Origin of the sequence: Streptomyces sp. NPDC008079, from assembly GCF_042957385.1 — a bacterium.
Classification (GTDB): Bacteria; Actinomycetota; Actinomycetes; order Streptomycetales; family Streptomycetaceae; genus Actinacidiphila.
In genome coordinates, this window is the sequence record NZ_JBIBIC010000001.1 from 170,787 (window position 1) to 191,879 (window position 21,093).

At 72.3% G+C, this 21,093-nt stretch carries 17 protein-coding genes; 11 read left to right on the plus strand and 6 right to left on the minus strand.

Translation table 11 applies throughout. From position 1 onward, the window contains the following. The first annotated feature begins 83 nt into the window (after positions 1–83). From ACFZAM_RS00670 to ACFZAM_RS00685, 4 genes are all read left to right on the plus strand, one after another. Positions 84–1,460 (plus strand): FtsX-like permease family protein, encoded by a 1,377-nt coding sequence (locus ACFZAM_RS00670; protein WP_391041684.1) that lies wholly within the window; start codon positions 84–86, stop codon positions 1,458–1,460. 6 nt (positions 1,461–1,466) lie between these two features. Beyond that, positions 1,467–2,267 (plus strand): ATP-binding cassette domain-containing protein, encoded by an 801-nt coding sequence (locus tag ACFZAM_RS00675; protein WP_391041685.1) that lies wholly within the window; start codon positions 1,467–1,469, stop codon positions 2,265–2,267. 31 nt (positions 2,268–2,298) lie between these two features. Further along, entirely contained in the window at positions 2,299–2,655 is a 357-nt protein-coding gene (locus ACFZAM_RS00680; RefSeq protein WP_391041687.1) for an Imm51 family immunity protein, read from the plus strand. A 257-nt stretch (positions 2,656–2,912) separates the two neighbouring features. Further along, positions 2,913–4,211 carry an SLC13 family permease gene (locus ACFZAM_RS00685; RefSeq protein WP_391041689.1) on the plus strand — a complete coding sequence of 433 codons (1,299 nt, stop codon included), beginning with the start codon at positions 2,913–2,915 and terminating at the stop codon, positions 4,209–4,211. A 49-nt stretch (positions 4,212–4,260) separates the two neighbouring features. Here the strand turns inward: ACFZAM_RS00685 and ACFZAM_RS00690 are convergent, their stop codons facing one another. Further along, complete coding sequence (locus ACFZAM_RS00690) at positions 4,261–6,354, minus strand: cellulose binding domain-containing protein (protein WP_391041691.1); 2,094 nt, start codon at positions 6,352–6,354, stop codon at positions 4,261–4,263. A 621-nt stretch (positions 6,355–6,975) separates the two neighbouring features. On the opposite strand from ACFZAM_RS00690, the gene ACFZAM_RS00695 reads away from it, so the two are divergent. The 7 genes from ACFZAM_RS00695 to ACFZAM_RS00725 all read left to right on the plus strand — a co-directional run bounded on the left by ACFZAM_RS00695 (position 6,976) and on the right by ACFZAM_RS00725 (position 15,892). After that, positions 6,976–7,242 (plus strand): GlsB/YeaQ/YmgE family stress response membrane protein, encoded by a 267-nt coding sequence (locus ACFZAM_RS00695; protein ID WP_355339983.1) that lies wholly within the window; start codon positions 6,976–6,978, stop codon positions 7,240–7,242. A gap of 73 nt (positions 7,243–7,315) precedes the next feature. Further along, positions 7,316–7,486, plus strand: a complete 171-nt coding sequence (locus ACFZAM_RS00700) for a hydrophobic protein (protein WP_355339981.1) — start codon at positions 7,316–7,318, stop codon at positions 7,484–7,486. Positions 7,487–7,565: 79 nt separating this feature from the next. Next, positions 7,566–7,766, plus strand: coding sequence for a CsbD family protein (locus ACFZAM_RS00705; RefSeq protein ID WP_355339978.1), 201 nt, complete (start codon positions 7,566–7,568; stop codon positions 7,764–7,766). Between the two features lie 479 nt (positions 7,767–8,245). Continuing rightward, positions 8,246–9,247, plus strand: a complete 1,002-nt coding sequence (locus tag ACFZAM_RS00710; RefSeq protein WP_391041693.1) for a hypothetical protein — start codon at positions 8,246–8,248, stop codon at positions 9,245–9,247. 218 nt (positions 9,248–9,465) lie between these two features. Further along, a complete protein-coding gene (locus ACFZAM_RS00715; protein ID WP_391041695.1) occupies positions 9,466–11,148 on the plus strand; it encodes an esterase-like activity of phytase family protein in 1,683 nt (560 codons plus the stop codon). Between the two features lie 252 nt (positions 11,149–11,400). Continuing rightward, positions 11,401–11,775 carry a hypothetical protein gene (locus tag ACFZAM_RS00720; RefSeq protein ID WP_391041696.1) on the plus strand — a complete coding sequence of 125 codons (375 nt, stop codon included), beginning with the start codon at positions 11,401–11,403 and terminating at the stop codon, positions 11,773–11,775. Beyond that, positions 11,759–15,892 carry an AAA family ATPase gene (locus ACFZAM_RS00725; protein WP_391041698.1) on the plus strand — a complete coding sequence of 1,378 codons (4,134 nt, stop codon included), beginning with the start codon at positions 11,759–11,761 and terminating at the stop codon, positions 15,890–15,892. Before ACFZAM_RS00720 ends, ACFZAM_RS00725 begins: the two co-directional genes overlap by 17 nt. Before the next feature lie 27 nt (positions 15,893–15,919). Here the strand turns inward: ACFZAM_RS00725 and cas6e are convergent, their stop codons facing one another. From cas6e to ACFZAM_RS00750, 5 genes are read right to left on the minus strand one after another with little or no spacing between them, the layout of a single operon-like run. Then, the gene (gene cas6e / locus ACFZAM_RS00730) at positions 15,920–16,639 is read right to left on the minus strand and encodes a type I-E CRISPR-associated protein Cas6/Cse3/CasE (RefSeq protein WP_391041700.1); all 720 of its coding nucleotides are present in this window, start codon (positions 16,637–16,639) and stop codon (positions 15,920–15,922) included. Then, positions 16,636–17,484, minus strand: a complete 849-nt coding sequence (gene cas5e / locus ACFZAM_RS00735) for a type I-E CRISPR-associated protein Cas5/CasD (protein WP_391041702.1) — start codon at positions 17,482–17,484, stop codon at positions 16,636–16,638. Before cas5e ends, cas6e begins: the two co-directional genes overlap by 4 nt. After that, positions 17,481–18,890, minus strand: coding sequence for a type I-E CRISPR-associated protein Cas7/Cse4/CasC (locus ACFZAM_RS00740; protein WP_391041704.1), 1,410 nt, complete (start codon positions 18,888–18,890; stop codon positions 17,481–17,483). The genes cas5e and ACFZAM_RS00740 overlap by 4 nt, the downstream gene beginning before the upstream one ends. Further along, positions 18,887–19,498 carry a type I-E CRISPR-associated protein Cse2/CasB gene (casB, locus tag ACFZAM_RS00745; protein WP_355339954.1) on the minus strand — a complete coding sequence of 204 codons (612 nt, stop codon included), beginning with the start codon at positions 19,496–19,498 and terminating at the stop codon, positions 18,887–18,889. The genes ACFZAM_RS00740 and casB overlap by 4 nt, the downstream gene beginning before the upstream one ends. After that, positions 19,495–21,006: a type I-E CRISPR-associated protein Cse1/CasA gene (locus ACFZAM_RS00750; RefSeq protein WP_391041707.1), complete on the minus strand. Its 1,512-nt coding sequence runs from the start codon at positions 21,004–21,006 to the stop codon at positions 19,495–19,497. The genes casB and ACFZAM_RS00750 overlap by 4 nt, the downstream gene beginning before the upstream one ends. Between the last annotated feature and the right edge of the window lie 87 nt (positions 21,007–21,093).

The following is a 21,093-nucleotide window of genomic DNA, read 5'->3' on the forward strand; positions in this document are numbered from 1 at the left end:
CCCACGCCCACACCCACGCCCCCGCCCATGCGCACGCCCTCACCCATGCGCACCACCACCGACCCCCCAAGAGGCCGACTGTCATGAACTTCGTCAAACGCGCGGGCCTGAGCCTGTGGTCCCGCAAAGGCAAGACCCTGATCACCCTGGGCACCTTCCTCGTCGTCTCCGCCATGGTGCTCGGCGGCGTCCTCATCAAGTCCGGCACCGCGCGGGCGACAGAAGCCGCCAGGCAGCGGCTCGGCGCCGAGGTCACGCTCGGGGCGGACATGGACGCGCCGTTCACCGGACAGGCACCGACCATCGGCGCGGACGTCGTGGACCGGATCGGCGCGTCCCCGCTGGTGGAGAAGTACACGTACAACTCCTTCGACGGCACACGGCTGTTGAACGGCGGGAGAACCGCCACCGGCAAGCCCCTCGCCCCGGACTACCCCGCGAACTCGACACTCGCCTTCGGCGTCCTGGACTCGACGCTGATGCCGCACTTCAGCGACGGCACCTGGACGTTGCTGTCGGGGCAGCCGATCACGGCGGCCGACCGCGAGGACGACAGCGTCCTCGTCGAGGAGCGCCTGGCGAAGAAGAACGGCCTCGCGCCCGGCGGCACGCTCACGCTCGGCGAGAACGACCCGAAGGGCAAGCGCAAGGCCGTCTTCACCGTGAAGGGCGTCTACCGCGACCCGTCCGACACCGTCGACAGCGAGTACGGCATCGCGCCCGGCGACCGGCTGATCGTCCCGGCCGCCGCGCTGAGCAGGCTCAACTCCGACGGCAGCGGCGGAGCGCCGCAACTCCAGGGCGCCACCTTCCGGTTGAAGGACCCGGCGACGTACGACGCCTTCCGCGCGCAGGCGGAGCGGACGGCGGGCGACGCGCTGCACGGCCTCGCCTTCGACCTCAACGACAAGGCGCTGCGGCAGATGACCGGCCCGCTGCGGAGCATCACGTCCTCCGCGACGGCGGCGATGTGGCTGATCGGGGTGGCCGGGGCGCTCGTCCTCGGCCTGCTCGCCACCCTCGCGGTCCGGCAGCGGCAACGGGAGTTCGGCGTGCTGCTCGCGATGGGCGAGAGGAAGTGGAAGCTCGTCGCCCAGCAGGCCGTGGAGATCACCGTGGCCGCCGCGCTCGCCGTCGGGCTCAGCGCGCTGTTCGCCCAGAGCCTGACGCAGAAGGCGGGCGACTCGCTGCTCAGCGGCGAAGCGGCCTCCGCCCAGCGGAAGATCGACGCCTGGCAGCCGCCGCCCCCCGGCTCCACCGGCCTCAAGGAAGGCATCGACATGAACGACAAGCCGGTCGAGGGCGCCGTCCCCATCGACTCGATCACGGTACGGCTGTCGCCGTCCGACCTCGCCACCGTCGCGGGTGTCGGCCTCGGCATCGGTCTGCTCGCCACCGCCGTCCCCGGCGCCGCCGTACTCCGGCTCACCCCGCGCACGATCCTCACGAAGGGCAAGTGACCTCTTATGAAACGGAATTCGGGCACCTCACGGACTCCGCGCGAGTCCCGGGACGCCGCTGCGGCGGCAGGCGCGACCCCCGACGCCGCCTCCGACGCCACCTCCGACCCCGTCCCCGCCGCTCCCCCCGTCCTCCAACTCTCCGCCGTCAGCCACACCTACCAGGGCCAGCGGCGCAAGACCACCGTGCTCCGGCAGATCGACGTGTCCTTCGAGCGGGGCACGTTCTCCACCATCCTCGGCCCCTCGGGCAGCGGCAAGACCACCCTGCTCAGCCTGGCCAGCGGCCTGGACAGCCCCACCACGGGCACCGTCCGCTTCGACGGGCGGGACATCGCGTCCATCGGCCTCGGCCGCTACCGCAACAAGCACGCCGCCACGGTCTTCCAGCAGTACAACCTGCTGCCGTACATGACGGCCCTTCAGAACGTCGTCACCGCGATGGAGATCACCGGCGCCAGGCCCGCCACCGGGCGGCGCAAAGCCCGCGCGCTCGACATCCTGGCCGGCGTCGGCCTCGACCCCGACGCCGCGCACCGCAATGTGCTCAAGCTCTCCGGCGGGCAGCAGCAGCGCGTCGCCATCGCCCGGGCCCTGGCCTGCGACGTCGACATCCTCTTCGCCGACGAACCCACGGGCAACCTCGACGAGGACACCGCCGACAGCATCATCGACATCTTCCGCGACCTGGCGCACATCCAGCACAAGTGCGTCATCGTCGTGACCCACAGCCAGACCCTCGCCGCCCGCTCCGACCGCACCCTCACCCTCCGCAAGGGCAAAGTCACCACGACGCGGGCCGCCTGAGCCTGTCAGTGGCTCCCTATAGCGTCAGCCCATGACCGAAACCTCGACGCTGGACCCGCTCACGTTCTTCGAGTACGACCACGACCCGGGCAACTACTGCCTGCTGCTCAGCGACACCGACATGGTCCCCTTCATGGACGTCTTCGAGGAGTGCGAGCAGTACGGCAGCGGCTACGGCTGGACGGGCGTCGCCCGCTCGGCCATCCGCTCCCGCGCGCCCGAACTCCTCGACCGCGTCTCCTTCGACCCCGAAGCGGGCATGTTCGTCGCCTACGGCACGGACCCCGAAGCGCTCCAGGCCCTGGGCGCCCTGCTCAAGGAGGCCCTGACCGACAAGGCGGTCCTCAAGCACCTGATAGAGACCGGCGATCCGGCCTGGTTCGACTGAACTAGGCCGCCGCGGGGCCCCGTTCCCCCGCCGACCGCCCACGCCCACCGACCACCGCCCTCCGCCCGTGACGGACCCCCGACCCCCCGGACTCCCGGAATCACCGCATCCGCGTCAAGAAGTCGTATGAGACGTGTAAATTGGTCGCTGGTGTGCCGGGAAGTCTGGTCGGCGAATACGAGAGAACTCTCTTCGCTGATCGGGGGCACCGTCCGTGGTAATCGTGACGTGGACGCGGGCGGAACACGCGGTGCCGGATGAGTGACTGGCACGCGTGGGCGGCCGTCGCCGTCTTCTTCGGGACCTACGCGCTGATCATCAGCGAACGCGTCCACCGGGTGGCTGCCGCTCTCGGCGGCGCCGGACTGATGCTCGCGATCGGCGCGACCGACGACGTCTCCGCCTTCTACTCCGAAGACTCCGGCATCGACTGGAACGTCATCTTCCTGCTGCTGGGCATGATGATGATCGTCGGCGTGCTCAAGCGCACCGGCCTCTTCGAGTACCTGGCGATCTGGTCGGTGAAGCGGGCGCGGGCCAAACCGTTCCGCGTGATGGTGATGCTCATCGTCGTCACCGCCACCGCCTCCGCGCTGCTGGACAACGTGACGACGGTGCTGCTCGTCGCGCCCGTCACCCTGCTGGTCTGCGAACGCCTCGCCCTGCCGTCCGCGCCGTTCCTGATCGCGGAGGTCTTCGCCGCGAACATCGGCGGGGTCGCGACGCTCGTCGGCGACCCGCCCAACATCATCATCGCCAGCCGCGCGGGCCTGACCTTCAACGACTTCCTCGTCCATCTGGCACCGCTGGCCGTGGTGTTGGTGCTCGTGCTGATCGGCCTGTCACGCGTGATGTTCCGCTCGGCGTTCGACGGGGACGCCGACCGCGCGCTGGCGGTCATGGCGCTGGACGAGCGCGAGGCGATACGCGACCCGCGGATGCTCCGGCAGGGCCTGGCCGTACTCGCCCTCGTCATCGCGGGTTTCGTCCTGCACCCGGTGCTGCACCTCGAACCGAGCGTCGTGGCCCTGCTCGGCGCGGGACTGCTCGTCGCGGTGTCCCGGGCGAACACCGGCGAGGTGCTGACCGAGGTCGAGTGGCCCACCCTCGCCTTCTTCGCCGGGCTGTTCGTCATGATCGGCGGCCTGATCGACACCGGTGTCATCGGCGAGGTCTCCGACGCCCTCGCCAACGCCGTCGGCGACCGGGAACTCGGCGGCTCCATGCTGATGCTCGGCGCGTCCGCCGTCCTGTCCGGCGTCGTCGACAACATCCCGTACGTCGCCACGATGGCGCCCGTCGCCGCCGACCTCGTCCGTCACCTGGGCGGCGACCCCGACCACGTCATGTGGTGGGCGCTGACCCTCGGCGCCGACCTCGGCGGCAATGCCACCGCGATCGGCGCCTCGGCCAACGTCGTCGTGCTCGGCATCGCCGAACGCGCCCGACAGCCCATCTCCTTCTGGCAGTTCACCCGCTACGGCCTGGTCGTCACCGCCGCCACCGTCGCCGTATCGGCCCTCTATCTGTGGCTGCGCTACTTCGCGCTGGCGTGACCGGAAGCCGTACCGGAAGCCGTAGCGGAAGCCGTACGGGACCGGGAGCTCACGTCGTCGTGCAGACCGTGCCGTTGAGGGTGAAGACGGTCGGCGGGGGCGCCGCGCCGTCGTTGGCCCCGGTGAAGCCGAAGGAGGCGGAGTTGCCGCCGTTGGCGGCGAGCGTCGCGTTCCAGTCGACCGGAGTGGCCACGACCTGCCTGCCGTTCTGCGTGACCTTGGAGTTCCAGAAGCCGGACACGGACTCGCCCGCGCTGGGGAAGGCGAAGGCGAGCGTCCAGCCGGTGATCGGGCTCGGGCCGGTGTTGGTGACGGTCACCTCGGCGTTGAAGCCGTTGCCCCAGCCCGCGGTGGTGCGGTAGCCGACCTGGCAGGTCGAGTGCGCGGGGGTGCCGGTGCGTACGGTCACCGGGTCGGACGGCGGCGACAGGCGGCCGTTGGCGTCCCGCGCCAGGACGTTCCAGGTGAAGGTCGTACCGGGCGTGAGGTTGTGGACGGTCGCGGAGGTGCCCGTGCTGTCAGCCAGCAGCTCGCTGACCGTGCCGACCTGCCGGTAGACCTCGTAACGGGTCACCGCGCCGCCGGTCGACGGCGTCCAGCTCACGGTGGCGGTGGTGTCCCCGGCCGCGGTCACCTTCGGCGCGCCGGGCGCGGTCAGGGCCGAGCCCGTACCGGCCTTGGGGTGCAGGGTGACGGTGGTCAACGAGTAGGGCGGCAGCGTCTGTTGGGCGCTGTAGGCCGACGTGACGGTGTCGATCGCGGCGGCCTGGTCGCGGTAGGTATCCACGGTCACCCCTGCCGACGTGTCGGGGGTGAAGCCGGTGTAGTGCAGGGCCACGGTCCGCGCCGCCGACGGGTCCTTGTTGATCAGCAGCACGCTCAGGTCGCCGTTCGCACGGCGCACGGCGTGCGCCGCGACCGTCGCGGCACCGCTGCCCGCGCCGACCATCCGGTCCCCCGGCCGCCCGAGCCGGCTCAGCATCTGGATCGCGTAGTACGGCGGGAACGGCGTGTTGAGCGCGGGCTCGCACACCGTGCCGACGCAGTTGGCGCTGGACAGCACTCCCCAATCGCCGTAATCGGTCGCGCCGTTGGGCGACGTCGAGATCTGCTGGGCGCCGTTGTGCGTGTCCCACCAGTCGACGGTGAACACCCCGTTCTGAAGGGCGGTCAGATACGCGTCGGCGCCGAACAGCGCGTTCGGCTGCGTGTCCACGTCCCGGCCGCCGTTGACCTCGGTGAGCGCGATGGGGGTGTCGCCCGCGCCCGCCGCGGTCAACTGGTCCTTCAACTGGCCGAGTTCACCGGCGAGCTGCGAGGGCGTGTTGAGCATCTGCGCGGTGTCCGACGTGCTCGGGTACCAGTGCACGATCACGAAGTCGGCCTTGCCCGCGATCAGCGGGATGACCGTGTGGTTCCAGTCGGCGCTCTCGCCGTCGGCCATCACGCCGTCCGGCCAGTTGCCCGGCATGGTCAGCACCGCCCCGACCTTCACCGTCGGGTCCACGGCCTTCATCGCCGACACGTACTGGAGCACGTTGTTCGCGTACGCGGCGGGCGACTTGTCGGCGTGGTCGTCCTGCTCCCAGCCGGAGCCGTAATGCCCGTTCCCGTACAGCTCGTTGCCCACCTCCCAGAACTTCGCGCCGTACCCCTTGGTGACGTTGGCGTACCGCACCCAGTCCGCGGCCTCCTGCGGTGTGCCGGAGCCGTAGTTGGCGATGAGCATCGGCTGGGCGCCGATCTTCTTGACCGTGCCCATGAACGCGTCGAAGTCCGTGCCGGGCGCCACGTATCCGCCGGGCGCGGTGTTCGTCCGCCAGTGGTAGATGTCGCCGTACGAGCCGCCGGGGTAGCGCAGCATTCCGACGTCGGCGGCCTGGAGCAGGTCCTGGACCTGCGGCTCGTTCATCTGCGCGTCCCACACGGCGCTGTTGAGGCCGTACGCCGTGCCGGGGATCGTCCCCAGGCCCTCGTTGGCGTTGACGGTGACGTCCGCGGGCGCCGCGGGCGGGTCGTCGGCCCGCGCGGTGGCGCCGCCGAGCAGCAGCGTGCCGAGGAGCGCGGCGGCGGAGGCCGCGGCCACGAGCGGGCGGCGGCGCCCGCGTAAGGGCTGGGGGCCGGGGGGCATGACAAGACGCACGGCGTACTCACCTTCGGGAGGCGGGATGTGGGGGGTCGTGCCGCGTACGCGTGGGAGCGCTCCCACAATGCGGGCGACCGCCCCCACTGTCAATGGTTCGCACGCCCCCGTCCGGGGCGGTGGCCGGGCGCGACGCGGGTCGCGCGGCGGTTCATGCACGCGGGGAATTTCGTCTCGCACGGCGACCGGCGCGTCGAGCACCTCAGCGACGACGGCACCGTCCGCGCCACGGTCGCCTTCGCGCCGGGCGAGGCGCCCGTCACCCTCCACGGCTACGCCCCCGCAAGCCCGCCGTGGCCGCCACCACCGGCTCCGTCGGCTACGTCAGCGCCGTCGGCTACGACACCGGCACCGAGCTCTTCCGCTTCACCGCCACCGCCGACCCCGGCGCGTCGGGCGGCAACCGCGCGGCGCTCTCCGTCACGGCTCTCCATCACGCCCTGATTCCCGGGAACCGGCCCGCGCGGACAACGCGTATTCAGCGGGGCCGACCGGCCGGTCGGTCCCGCTCTCGCGTCCGCGCGCGAGATCTCCCGTGGGTACGCATGTTTGAAAGGCGCGGGCCGGTAAAGGCGGTTGTCGACAGGGACTTTCCGGGGGACAGAAGGGGAAGAGGGCGTCGTGGGAATTCTCGCATGGATCATCATCGGATTGCTGGCCGGGGCTATCGCCAAGGCACTGATGCCGGGGCGCGACCCGGGCGGTGTCATCGTGACGATGGTCATCGGCATTCTCGGAGGACTGCTCGGCGGCTGGCTGGGCAAGGTCATCTTCCACGTCCACTCGATCAAGGGCTTCTTCCATCTGTCCACGTGGATCGCGGCCATCGTCGGCTCGCTGATCCTGCTGGTGATCTACCGCGTCGTGACGGATCGACGCCGCGCCTGAGCCCCAGGCGCTCGCGGCCCGCTGATTGGCCGCTGAATCCGGGGGCAGAAGACACTTCAGGAGGTTGATCGTCATGGCAGCGTTGCTCATCGTTCTTCTACTGGCGCTGGTTCTCATCGGCGCAGGCTTCGCCGTGAAACTGCTTTTGTGGATCGGTATCGTGGTACTGGTCCTGTGGGCGCTGGGATTCCTGCTGCGCTCGACCGGCCCGAGCGGCACTCGTGGCCGCTGGTACCGCTGGTAAACGACCAGGAAGCCAAGCGAAACAGGAAAAGCACCCAGAAAAAACGGCACGGCACAGAGCCAGGAAAGAGGAATTCATCATGAGCGACAGCGACAAGGCGAAGGCCAAGGTCGACCAGGTGAAGGGCAAGGCCAAGGAGACCGTCGGTCACGCCGTCGGCAACGAGAGCCTTGAGGCCGAGGGCCGTGCCGACCAGGCCAAGGGCGATGTCCGTCAGGCCGGCGAGAAGGTCAAGGACGCCGCCAAGGACGTCTTCCACAGCAACAAGAGCGACGACTGAGGGCTGAAGCCCCCGCCTCGCCCCTCGCGCCCCCCAGGAGGATCACCTCCCGGGGGGCGCGCGTGTGTCCGCGTACACCCGTCCACGTACACCCGCGTACACCCGTCCGCGTACGCCCGTCCGTGTACACCCACCCGGGTGGTCTCCGTACGCGCGCGGGCGGGTCGGCGCACATCCCCCTCGCGGCTCCCCCGCGCACCCTTCCGCGCGCACTCCCTCGATTGGCCCCGCGCACGCTCCTTCGCACGGCGCACGGTCACGGCCCGTCGCCCCACGCGCACCACCAGCCACTCACATTCGGCTGAAGATGCCATGGACACGACACTCTCGCGGAGTTAGCGTGGCACCCGCTCACGTGTCGGCGACGTTACGCAGGCGCAGTTGGACAACGTTGTCGAGGCGGGACTCGGGTCGATTCCGGCACCACCGGCCCCACCACGCACTCCCCCCTTCCCCCAAAAGGACTTGGAGTTGTCGCTATGAAGCGATCGGCTGCTCTCCTCGGCGCGTTAGCACTCGCCGCGACCGCCTGGACGGCGGGCACGGCGCACGCCGCGCCGGCCTCGCCCGCGGGCGTCCGTCAGACGTCCGTCTCCGCCGCGCAGCAGAGCGCGGCGGAGCGTTTCTGGACACCCGAGCGCCTGCGCGGCGCGAAGGACGTGACCGATCTGCCCGCCGCCACGGGCACGGCCGGCGCCCGTACGACGGCGGCGCCCGCCGCCTCGGGTTCCCGCGTGGCGGTCCCGCCGGTCGCGGGGCCGCGCACGACGGCGGGCGGCTGGGTCACCCCGATGTCCTCGCCCACCGCGTGGAACGGCGGCGGCCTGATCAGCACGACCGCGGGCAAGGTGTTCTTCCAGAACTCCTCGGGCGGCACCTTCGCCTGTTCCGCGACCGTCGCCAACGCCGACAACAAGTCGGTGGTCCTCACCGCGGGCCACTGCATCGTCAACGCGGGCACCGGCGAGTCCTACCAGAACTGGGTCTTCATCCCCGGCTACAACCACGGCAACCGCCCGTTCGGCACCTTCTCCGCCCGCGTCCTGTACTGGTGGTCCGGCTATGTCTCGACGGCGGGCAACGCCAACTGGGACTTCGCCTACGCGGTGGTGAACACCGTCAACGGCCGTTCGCTGGTGGACACCGTGGGCGCCGAGGGCATCGCCTTCAACTCGCCGACCGGCCAGCACGTGCACTCCTTCGGCTACGGCGGCTCGGACGCCGAGGGCAACGGCGAGCAGCTCAACCACTGCGAGGGCACGGAGTATCCGGACGCCGGGCGCGGCGACTCCACGATGTGGGGCATCGACTGCGTGCAGACCGGCGGCTCCAGCGGCGGCGGCTTCCTGTCCAACTTCGACACGGGCGCGGGCACGGGGTACCTGGTCGGCAACATCAGCGTCAGCTCGGGCAACAACGAGTACCACCCGTATTTGGGCGACGAGGCCCTGACGACGTATCAGGCGGCGGGCGCGGCGTGACGCTGCCGCGGCACGGTCCCCGCGCGGCCTGACGCCGGGGCGGTCTTTCTCTGGTACCGCCTGACGCGGGCGCGGCCCGGCACGGAAGTGGCTCCTGATGTGAGGGCGTTCGCGCCGGGCGGGGACCTCTCGTCCGGCGCGAGCGCGCACCGAGGCGTGAACCCGGCATTCACCTGACGTCGGCGCGCAGTTCACCGGTGACCGACAGGTTCAGGACCATGACATCACGCACTTCAGGACGCTTCTCCCGCAAGCGCACCCGGATCGTCGTCGCGATCGGCGCCACGCTCGTCGTGGTGGGTACGGGCACGGCCGCCGCCCACACCGCGGGCTGGATCTCGGCCCCCTCGCACGACTTCGGCGCGACCGCCGACACCTTCTCCGGCCACGGCCAGGTCACCGGCAATGTGCTGCGGAACGACGTCGGCGCGACCGCGGTCGTACGGCACACGGACCCGAAGGACGGTACGGCGACGGTCGACGCGGACGGCTCGTTCACGTACACCCCGCGCCCCGGCTTCACGGGCACGGACACCTTCACGTACACGACGACCGACGCCGTGCGGCTCTTCAAGGACACGCGGCGCGACGGGTCGGCGCTGCCGCCGCTCGCCACGGTAGCGGGGCCCGGCGGCACGACCACGCGCATCTCCGGTGAGGGCTACGGCTCCTCGCTCGCGCCGGTGCCGGGCAGGCCCGGGCACTTCTACGGCCTGACCGACCGCGGTCCGAACGCCGACGCCCCCGACGGCAACAAGTCCGAGATGCTGCTCGACTTCACGCCGCAGATCGGCGAGTTCCAGCTCGTGGACGGCAAGGCGAAGCTCCTCAAGCAGGTCACGCTGAAGGGCCCGAAGAGCCGGGGCGGCGTCCCCTACAGCGGCCGTCCGCCGCACGACACGAGCGAGACGATCGACGACGTCAACGCGACGAACGCCAACGGCGGCAAGCCCGTTCCCGTCGCCAGGGACCCGTACGGCTACGACTCCGAGGGCCTGGTCGCGCTGCGCGACGGCACCTTCTGGGTCTCCGACGAGTACGGCCCGTACATCACCCACTTCGACGCCGACGGTTACGAGTTGGGGCGGCTGACCCCGTACCGCGACAGCGCCGACAACGCGTTCCACAAGATCGTCGGCTACCTGCCGGCCGAACTCGCGTACCGCGTCAAGAACAAGGGCATGGAGGGGCTGACGGTCACGCCGGACGGCTCGAAGCTGGTGGGCGTCATGCAGTCCGCGCTCCAGCAGCCCGACCTCGGCGGTACCAAGGCCGGGAATGTGGCGGCGACCCGGATCATCACCGTCGACCTCCGTAACTACAAGACCAAGCAGTACCTCTACCTGCTCGACAACCCGGCGACGACCGGCGCCGCGAACAGCGAGATCACCGCGCTGTCGAACACCACGTTCCTCGTCGACGAACGGGACGGGAACTACGAGCCGTTCGCCTCCAAGACGCTCTTCCAGGTCGACATCAACGGGGCCACCGACGTCAGCGGCCTGACCCTCGGCGGCAAGTCCCCCGAGGCACTGGTCGGTACGGGCGGCACCAACGCGGCCCTCACCGCGCTCACGGCCGCGGGCGTCAACGTCGCCCAGAAGCAGCCCTATCTCAACGTCGGCACCCTGGTCAGCCAACTCGACCCCACCGGTGCCTTCTTCGCCCACGACAAGGTCGAGGGCGTCGCCACCGCCGACGCCGGCCGGACCCTCTACCTCTCCAACGACGACGACTTCGGCATCGACACCATCGCCGTGGACCCGGACGGCACCTGGACCGTCCACCAGAAGGTCCTCCCGCCCACGTCCAAGTCCGATAACGGCGAGATCCTGAAGGTCGACACCACCAAGCTCCCCGCGGTCCTCAAGACCGTGACGGTGACCGTCCGCGTGCGCTGACCCGCACCGGCATACGCCCATACGCCCGTACGCCCTCGGGCCGCCCGCTCGGGCAGAGCGGGCGGCCCGGCGGCCCGGCGGCCGGACGAACGGTCGGCGGTCGGACGAACGGCCCAAGCGGAGCCCGGCGTTCTCCCTTGGCCGAACGGGATGTGCCGATACGATGACGGTCCGTGAGGCGGCCGGGGTCGGTGGGGGGCGGGCGGGGTGGATCCGTTGGTGTTGGCGGCGGGAACGACGCTGGTGAGTGCGATGGCCAGTGACGCCTGGGAGGACGCGCGGGCGACCGCGCTGGCGCTGTGGCGGCGCGTGCATCCCGAGCGAGTGGCCACCGTGGAGGCCGAGTTGGCCGAGGTCCGGACGGATGTGCTGGCCGCGCGGGACAGCGGGGACGCCGAGACGGAGACGCAGCTCGCCGCGGACTGGCAACGCAGATTGCAGCGCATGCTGGACGCGGACCCGGCGCTGGCCGCCGAACTGCGCCGCGTGCTGGACGAGTTGAGCCCGGCCGCGGCCCCGACGACTCCCGGGACGACGGTCACCCAGCGCGCCACCGTCTCCGGCCGCGGCAACCGCGTCTTCCAGGCGGGCGGCAGCATCCACCTCACCGATGCCCCCGACGCCTGACCCGGCCCGACCGGCCGGCACTCCCGCGGTCGGCGGCCGAGCGGACGCCCGTTCGCTGGAACAGACCGCGACGGCGTCCGGCGACAGCCGGATCAACCAGGCGGGCGGCGATATCTACTACGCCGCCCGCGACTTGTTCATGTACGGCGCCCGCGGCCGGACCGACCGGCGCGCCGACGGGCCCGCGGGCGACGACGACCGGTGCCCGTACCCCGGCCTGGCCCCCTTCGGCGTCGACCAGGCGCAGTGGTACTTCGGGCGCGATCCCCTGATCACCGAGGTCGTCGCGCAACTGGAGGCGGGCGGACCGCTGGCGGTGGTCGGCCCTTCGGGGTCGGGCAAGTCGTCGCTGCTCATGGCGGGTCTACGGCCCGCGCTGAGCGGCAACCGCTTTCCGGTGGAGGGTTCGCGGGACTGGCCGCAGCTCGTCCTGACGCCCACGGCGCACCCGCTCGCGGCACTGGCCGGGCAGCTGGCCGCCGCGACCGGCGAAGAGGCCGCCGCCGTACAGCAGGCGTTACGGACCGACCCCGGCGGCTACACCGACCGGCTCAGCGTCGCCCTGGCCGCGCGGGCCGGGGCGACCGGCGCACCGGCGCCCCGCCTCGTCGTGATCGTGGACCAGCTCGAAGAACTGTTCACCCTTTGCACCGACGACACCGAGCGCCGCGCCTTCATCGACGCCGTCAGCCGTATGGCGCAGGAGCCCGCGCCGAGCCACGTGCCGGGCCCCGTGCCGAGCCCTGAGCCGGGCCCCGCGCCCCACGGGACGCCGCCCCCGGTCCTGCTCGTCCTCGGCCTCCGCGCCGATTTCTACGGCCACGCCATCGCCCACCCGCGACTGCGCGCGGTGCTCAGGGGCCGCCAGGTCCTGGTCGGGCCGATGACCGAGGACGAGTTGCGCGCCGCGATCGTCGCGCCCGCCGAGGCGACCGGGCTGACGATGGAACCGGGCCTGGAAGAGCTGCTGTTGCGGGACCTCGGCGTCTTCCCCGACGACCCGACGGTCGGTGACCCCGACCCCGACGCGTGGTTCACCGCGGGCCGACTGCCGCTGCTGGCCCACGCGTTGCACATGACGTGGATACGGCGCAGCCGCAGTGCGCTGACCGTGGCGGACTACCAGGCCACCGGCGGAATCCGGCAGGCGATCTCCACGTCGGCCGAACGCGCCTACGCCGGACTGGACATGGCCGCCCGACAGGCGGCGGAGGCGCTGTTCCTGCGGCTCGTGCGCATCGGGCACGGCGCCGAGGACACCCGGCGGCGCGCGTCACTGGGCGAGTTGGCCACCGACGGCTCCGCGGCCTCGGCCACGGCCGCCGCGCTGACCGCGTTCAGCCGGGCCCGGCTGCTCACCCTGGACGGCGCCCCGGAAGGCGGCGAGCCGCACGGCGACGGGCCGCACGGCGACGGGCCCGAGGACGAGAGCCGCGCCGCGGCCCGCGTCACCGTCCAGATCACCCACGAGGCGCTGATCCGCGCCTGGCCCCGCCTGCGCCGCTGGATCGACCGCGGCCGGGCGGACATCCTGGTGCGCCAGGAGCTGGAGGAGGCGGCACGGGCGTGGAGCGAGCACGGCGGCTCCGACAACGCCCTGCTGTTCCGGGGCAGTCGGCTGGAGCGCGCGACCACCGCCGCGACCTCCGCCCCCGACCATCTGAGCCCGGCGGCACGGAACTTCCTCGCCGCCTCGACCCAACAGGCGGCGCGGGCCGCGCGATTACGGCGCAATGTCATCGCCGTGCTCACCGCCCTGGTGCTGATCGCCTCCGGCACCGCCGTCTTCGCCTTCCAGCAGCGCGCGACCGCGCAGACGCAGCGGGACACCGCGCGCAAGGAGCGGGACACCGCCATCGCGGGCCAGGTCGCGATCGAGGCCGACCGCGTCCGCACCAGCGACCCGTCGCTCGCCGCCCTGCTCGACCTGGCCTCGTACCGGATGCGGCCGGACGACGACAAGTACACCAACCTCCTGTCCTGGGCGAACGGCCCGCTGGCGGCCCTGGTGCCGGGGGCGACGGGCGCGCCGGCCTTCAGCGGGGACGGCAGGCGGATGGCGACCAGGGCCGCGGACGGCTCGGTGACGGTGTGGGACAGCCGCGACCCCTCGCACCCGCGCCGCGTCGGGCGGCCCGTACCGGGCCTGAAGAGCGCCGCCGACGTGCGGTTGAGCCGGGACGGGCGACGGCTGGCGGTGTACGCGCCGCTCGCCCGCGACGCGACCGAGGGCTCGGACGGGACGACGGCCGACAGCTCCGCCCCGCACCCCGTACTCGACCTGTGGGACGTGTCCGACCCGGCGCACTTCCGCCGCACCGGCAGCATGACGGGCACCGAGGACACCCGCATGGTCGCGTTCACCCCGGACGGACGGGAGTTCATCACCGCCGACGTGGGCGTCAACGGCGGGACCACGACGCTGTGGAGCCTCACCGACCCCGCCCGCCCGCAGCCCGGCGCCGAACGGCCGGGCGCGGCCGTCGCGTTGAGCCACGACGGACGCACCCTCGCGGTGTGGGAGGACGGCAACACCCTGCAACTCGTCGACGTCTCCGCGCCCGGCCGCTTCGAGGAGCTGCTGCCGCAGGGCCTGCAAGTGGGCGCCACGCTGACGCCCGACGTCGCCTTCTCCGCGGACGGCCGGTGGCTGGCCACCGCGGGCGACCCCGGCGGCAACGGGGAGCCGAGCACCCTGTCCCCGGAGACGCTGCGCGTCTGGGACCTGACCGTCCGGACCCGGCCCGCCCTGCACAACGAGCACCAACTCCCGCGCGGGGCGGCTCTGTCCATGGCCATGCGGCCGGACGGCCAGGTGCTCGCGACCGCAGGGGACGACCGTACGGTCACGCTCTGGCGCGTCGCCGACACCGGCCTGGCGTCGTCCTCGCTGGAGGAGGAGTTCCCGCATCCGCTCGTCGCGATGTACGCGCCGCTGGGCGGACACACCGAGACCGTGGACGCCTTGGCGTTCTCCCCGGACGGGTCCGCCCTGGCCAGCGGCGACGGCTCCACCGTCCGGGTCTGGGACCTTCCGCCCGCGGTCGCGACCCCGGGCGGCGCCGTCGACTCGATCACCGTCCTGCCCGGCGACAGGACGCTCGTCGCCGGAGTCGACGACAACTCCTCCGTCCCGCACTCCGCCGTCGGGCTGTGGAATCTGACGAACGCCCGCGGTCCGACGCCGGCCGGCCGGCCGACGCCCGGACCCGACGGCCGGACCTCGGTCTTCGCCGTCAGCCCCGACGGGCGCACCCTGGCGACGGCCGTGGGCGACATGGACGTCGCCGCGGACGGGACCACGATCGCGCTGTGGAGCCTCGCCGACCCGGCCCGCCCCGCGCCGCTGGGCGAGCCCTTCGGCGAGCCCTCCGGAGCGTCGATCCGCAAGCTGTCGTTCACGGCGGACGGCAAGCGCCTGTGGTCCACCACCGCGCTCCACAGCAGCCTCTGGGACATCTCGGGCCCGGCCGGCCCCCGCCCCCTGGTCGCCGACTCACCGCTCCGGGGGAACCTGCTGGCCCTCGGCGCCGACGGGCGCCTCACCCTGACCGAGAACACCCCCGAGCCCTACCAGCTCTGGGACACCCGCGACGCCACCCGCCCGGCCGCGCTCGCCGCCATCCCCACCAGCGCCTACGGGGACTCCCGCTACGGCGCGTCGGCCGCCGCCTTCTCCGCCGACGGCCGCACGCTCGCCCTCTCCCACGACCGCACCCTGCGCCTGTGGGACGTCTCCGACCCGCACAGGCCCGCCGCCCTCGGCGGCCCGATGACCGGACACGGCGACCGGATCGAGTCCCTGGCCTTCGTCCCCCACACCTCGCTGCTGGCCAGCGCGAGCGCCGACAACACCGTCCGCCTCTGGGACGTCTCCGACCTCCACCACCCCGCGCCCAAGGGCCGCCCCCTGCCCGCCCCCGGCGCGGGCCCCCTCGCCCCCACCCACGACGGCCGCACCCTCATCACCTCCTCCGTCGCGGGCACCCTCCGTCTCTGGCCCCTCGCCCCCGACACCGCCGCGGCCCGCGTCTGCGCCGCCACCGCCAACGTCCTCACCGACGCGGTGTGGACCGCCCACTTCCCCGGCATTCCCTACCAACGGCCGTGCTCGTAAGGTCCGTTGGCCTGAACTTCGGTGCGCTCACCGCGTCAGCAGCAGCCCGCAGCCGTACGCGCGCGCGTGGCCGATGCCTTGGGTCATCGCGTCGACCAGGGCGGCCGGGTCGGTGACGGTCAGGGTGCCGCGGATCTCCGCGCGGGCGATGCGAAGGCCCTTGTGAGGGGCGGGACTTGTGACCGTGGGAAGCATGCGGACGGCCAGGGACTCCTCCTCGGCGGTGGCGCCGATCCGGGCGACGCCGTCGGGGGCCCTGCGGGGTTCGCCCGGCTGCTGGAACCGCCGGGCGAACCAGTGCCGTACGTGGTCGGGCCGGGTGTGGGCGGTGCGTTGACCTCGGCGGCGCTCGGGGGTGGGCGGCCCGGTCGGACGACTCTGAGTGGGGTTGACGACGGTGCGGAAGGTCAGGGAGTCCCCGGCGCGGATGGTGCGGTCGACGGTGATCACCCGCGGTGTCCCGGTGAGCGCGTCGCGGGGCACGCCCGCCCAGTCCCCCGGGACCCTGGACTGCACCACCAGCACGAGCGCCGCTGCCTTGAGATCGACGGACCAGGTCGACAACACCCCTGTCTGGGCGCGGGCGTCGGGGTCGCCGTCCGCGACCCAGCCGCGGAAGCCGCTCATCACGGTGCGGTGCATGTCCTGGGCGTCCACCAGCGACTTGGCGGTGTACGGGTGCCGGGCGTCCATGGTCAGGACGCTGTGCGTGGCGACGAATCGGGCGGCGGCGGGCGGATTGGTCACGGGATGACGTCCCATTCGGTGGCGTTCTCGTCGATGGTGACGCGGGTACGGGTCTCCCACCGCGTGGTGTGCGCGCGACGGTCCGCGTCGAAGGTGACCGGCTGGTCCTGTACGGGAGTCGCCGTACCGTCCGGGTCCACCGCCTCGATCCATGCCCAGGGCCGCGGCGACGGCGGCGCCCCGACGCCCTGCGAAGGCAGCAGCGCGACGGACGCGAAGGCCTCCTCGACGGTCCCGGCGAGCAGCGGCCCGGCCAGTGTGCCGGACGGCGGGCACGACTTGCGGCCCAGCCACAGCAGGCGTTCCGGGCTCTCCAGCGCCGTCGCGACCGTCGCGAGGAAGGCTCGGTCGTGATGCTGGAGCGCGGCCACGAAAGCGGCGTCCGACACGTACCAGCGCTCGGTGATGAGCGCGCCCCGGGAGAGCTGCCGGGAGACCAGGGCACCCGATGACGGATCGGTGGTGACGTATTTCGGCGCCCCGTACCAGTCGGCGAGTTCGTGGTGGCCGAAGGCGGTGCCCCCGGCCTCCGCCATGGAGGGCGACAGCGCGGCGGCCCTGCGGTGGTCGGTGATGACGTCCCGCGGGCGGACGGGATACCGGCCGGATCCGACGACGTGGTAGTCGCGTACCGGGGTGCCGGGGTGATCGGCGCGGACGCCGAACCGGACGGCGTGGAACTCGCCCAGGTCGTCGGCGCGTTCGTGGCCGAGGGCCGCGGCGCACAGACCGATCACGCCGGACTTCGTGGGGCGGCTGTGGGTGTCACGCCGGGAGAACCAGGAGACCACTCCCCAGGACTGGAGCGGAGCCGCGAGGCGGATGAGCAGGACGTGGCGGCTCACCCCGGCAGCTCCGCCGACTGCGACTGCGCCGACGACTCCGTCAGCTCCGTCAGCTCCGTCAGCTTCTCGACGGAGTCGACATCCGTGACGCCCAGTTCCTGGAGCACGGCGTGCACGGCCGGGTCGTACGTGAGGACGCGGCCCGCCGTGATGTCGTCGCGCCGCCGGAGGACGAACGCGTGGTGGGCGAGGAGGCGGCGTACGGCCAGTTCCCCGGCGGGCCCGCCCTCGGCGAGTTCGTCGACAGGCCGCTGGAAGGCCGACGCGTAGTTGAACGGCCGGTCGCCGTCGAAGGCGAGCACCAGGGCGGGCAACGACCCGGTGGACGCGGTCGAGTTCTTCTTGGCCTGCGGGAAGGCGTTGACGAAGGCGCTGACGAACTCCGCTTCCGCGGCGACGGACGCGGTCTCCGCGTCCTGCTCCGACATGCCCGCCGCGCGCAGGTTCTGCCGCAGTCTGCGCCGGTCGAGGACGGCGTGCCGGTAGAACGTGCCCGAGATCAGCGACTGGTAGCCGGTCATGCCCGCCCCCGAGTCGTCCGCCGAGTCGAGGAAGTCGAGCGCGTTGCTCTTGCGGGCGAGCTTGGCGTCATCGGCGGCGGCGTAGAAGTCGTCGGTCAACTCGGCCTCGTGGACGGTGAAGGCGTGGCCGCTCTGGATCGCGCCGTCGACGTTCGGCGAGTCCGGGATCTCGGCCAGGAAGCGGCCGTAGAGCGCGATGTCGATCGCGTCGCGGGGGGCCAGCGCGGTCAGGACCGCGGTCCTGGTGGCCTTGGGAAGCGCGGGCAGCTTGCCTCCGGCGGCGCCCGCCTCGTCAGGAGCCGTCCCGTCCGTGCCCGCTTCGTCCGCGCCCGCCTCCTCCGGCTGACCGCTCCCGCGCCGTCCCTTGGGCTTCTTGGCCGCTGCCGCCTGAGACTGGGCGAGGTACCGCTCCGCCCACGCGCCGACCGCCGCCCGGTCGGTGTGGATGTGGTCGGCGATCCGGTCACCCGCGTCAGCGGGCGCGAAGAGCAGCACCTTGGTCAGGTCGGCGACCGTGGGCTTGGCGGGATCGCCGAAGTTGAGGCCGACGGCCTGGAGGACGGCCCGCGCCGTGGGCAGCGCCTCCTCCCTCGTCCAGCCGTGCCGGGACTCCAGGGCTCGGGCGGTCACCAGGGCCCATTCGCGGGTACGGACGCCCATGGCGTGCCCGGCGAGCGGCCCTTCCTGGGCGTTCGCCCGGTCGCGGGAGTACACCCGCTCGGCGCGGCGGCGCGCCTGACTGGTGATCATGTGCCGTTCCACACCGCCGTAGACGATCGACTTGGGCGCGCCGTTCTCGTCCCTGACGGGGAGGACCGCGACCAGCGTCTCCAGCAGGTGCAGGGAGAGGAATTGGCGCCCGGTGAGGGCGACGGGGTTACTCACGTGGGCAGTTCCTTCGTCGTGACGGTCCTGGTGGTTCTGCTGCTCCTGGCGGCGGTGCCGGGCGACGGCGCGTGGAAGTCGACGGCCCAGTGGTACCGGATACGGGCCTGCCGGTCGGACCAGCGGGCGAGGTCGTCCGCGAGCTGTGCCCAGGACGGCGGCGGCTTGCCGCACGAGCGCAGCCGGGCGACGGTGTGCTGAAGGTGCCGCAGAGGGGGCCGGCGGCTGGAGACGACGCGGTCCATCAGCCTGCCGGCGCCCGCGTCGTCCGGCCCGTACCCGAGGCTGGTGCCGATCCTGCGGGCCGCGGTGCCCAGGCTCCCGTATCCCCACGACGGTTCGACGGCGCCCCGGTGGTAGACGGCGAAGAGGAAGGCCACCTGCTCGAACACCGCGCGGCGCGACGGGTCGAACCAGCCCGCCTCGATGTGGGCGTTCTGGCTGACCGTGGGGCGGCGCAGTTCGGCGAGCGTGCCGTTGTCGCGGCTCCGCACCAGGCCGACCAGCCAGCGGGTGAGCTGTTCGCTCCGCGCGCGGTCGCGCGCCTCCGTACCGGCGGCGCGCTCGGCGCCGTCGCGGTACGCGGTGCCCGGTATGTCGGCGGTCACTCGCGGTCCTCCTTCAGTTCGTCGGGGGCGGTGCGTCCGGTCAGGCCGCTCTCCAGGCACCGGACCGCCTGCGCCCGTGCCCGCATCCCGCGCGAGTTGGCGGGCAGCGAGTCGAGCCGGTTGCCCAGGAACCGACGTGCGCAGTCCGCGAGTTCGGCCGCGTAGGCGACGAGCGCCGCGTCGACCCGCTCCTCGGTCCCGGCCGCCGTCGTCTCGTCCAGCAGCGTGTGGAAGGGCTCGGCCGTGTGGGCCCAGTGCTCGGGCCGCGCGTCGAACCGGGCGATCTGACGGTCCTTGTCGCCCGGCTTCGGGTTGGGGTACGTCACCGTCCAGGCGACGTAAGCCGCTTTGAAGAGCCAGGCCGCCACATGGTCGGCGATGAGCGAACCCCGCTCGGCCGCGTATCTCATGTCCCGCTCGCGGCCCGGCACGAAGGGGAACGTGTCCGACACCCAGGTGACGACCGTGGTCTGCTTCGCTATCAACCCGACGGCCCAGAGGCTGAGTCGACGGCCCCGCAGCAGGGCGAGGCGGTCGTAGAGGTCGGGTCCGTGCGTCCGGTCGGCGACGGCCGCGTACAGGGCGTGCGCCTCGCGCCACAACGCCTTGGTCGCGGAGGGCCGCAGCGGCTTGGCGTCGGCGCTCCCCGCGCCCTCCCCGTCGTAGACCGCGTCCTGCGTGCGGTGGTGGGCCAGTGGTTCGAGGAGTTCACCGGCCGCCATCAGGACGCGGTCGACAGCGGGAGTCCCGTCCTCGGTGACGGTCGGCCGCAGGAGGATCGAGCGTCCCAGAACGGTGTTCAGGTCGGCCGGTCCGTCGACCCGCCGCCCCGACGGCTTGGTCAGGAAGCCCCGCCGGGGCTCCGGCGCCACCGTCCAGGTCCGGTTGAAGCGGCCGGGGTCCTCGGCGGTCGGCACGAGATTGAGCCGCAGGGTGTCGCCGAGCGTCGTCCCCAGCGCGACGACCCGGATACGGGTGCTGAGGCGTCCTGCGGCCAGGTTGGTGAGCGTGGGACCGAGGGTTTCCTTGCCGGGCATACGGGCCCGGCCGCCGGGTCCGTACGCGTGCTGGGTGAGCATCGCGCGGAAGGCGGCGTCGGCGGGGAGCGGAGTGGGGTGTTCGAGGTGGTGGTGGTCGAAGAACTGGTTGTAGTCCCCCGCGTGCTCGATCACCAACTGGGCCGGTCCCGCGCCGTGTTCGTCGAGGTACGGGGCGAGGAGGGCGTTCTGCCCCAGCGGTTCTGTCGGGTGGAAGAGGTCCCAGTGCTCGTCGGGGCGGCCGTCCAGCCAGTCGGCGGCCCCGGTCAGCGGCGTGCCGTCGCGGACCCAGCCGAGCCACTCGTCACGGGTCGTCGGGCAGCGGGTGGAGGCGTAGCAGACGGCGAGGAGGTACTCCAGCAGGGCGACGGTCTCCCCTGCGGTCTTCGCCGAGACGGCGCGCAGACCGTCCGCGTGCCGCAGTGCGTGGACGAGGGTGACGCGAGTGCCGTGCCCCCGGGCGGTCAGCACCGGTACGCACGCCTGCCTTCTGGGGTCCCAGCGGGGACGTGACGGCCCCGGGGACGGTCGTAATTCGGCCAACGACACCTGATCCGT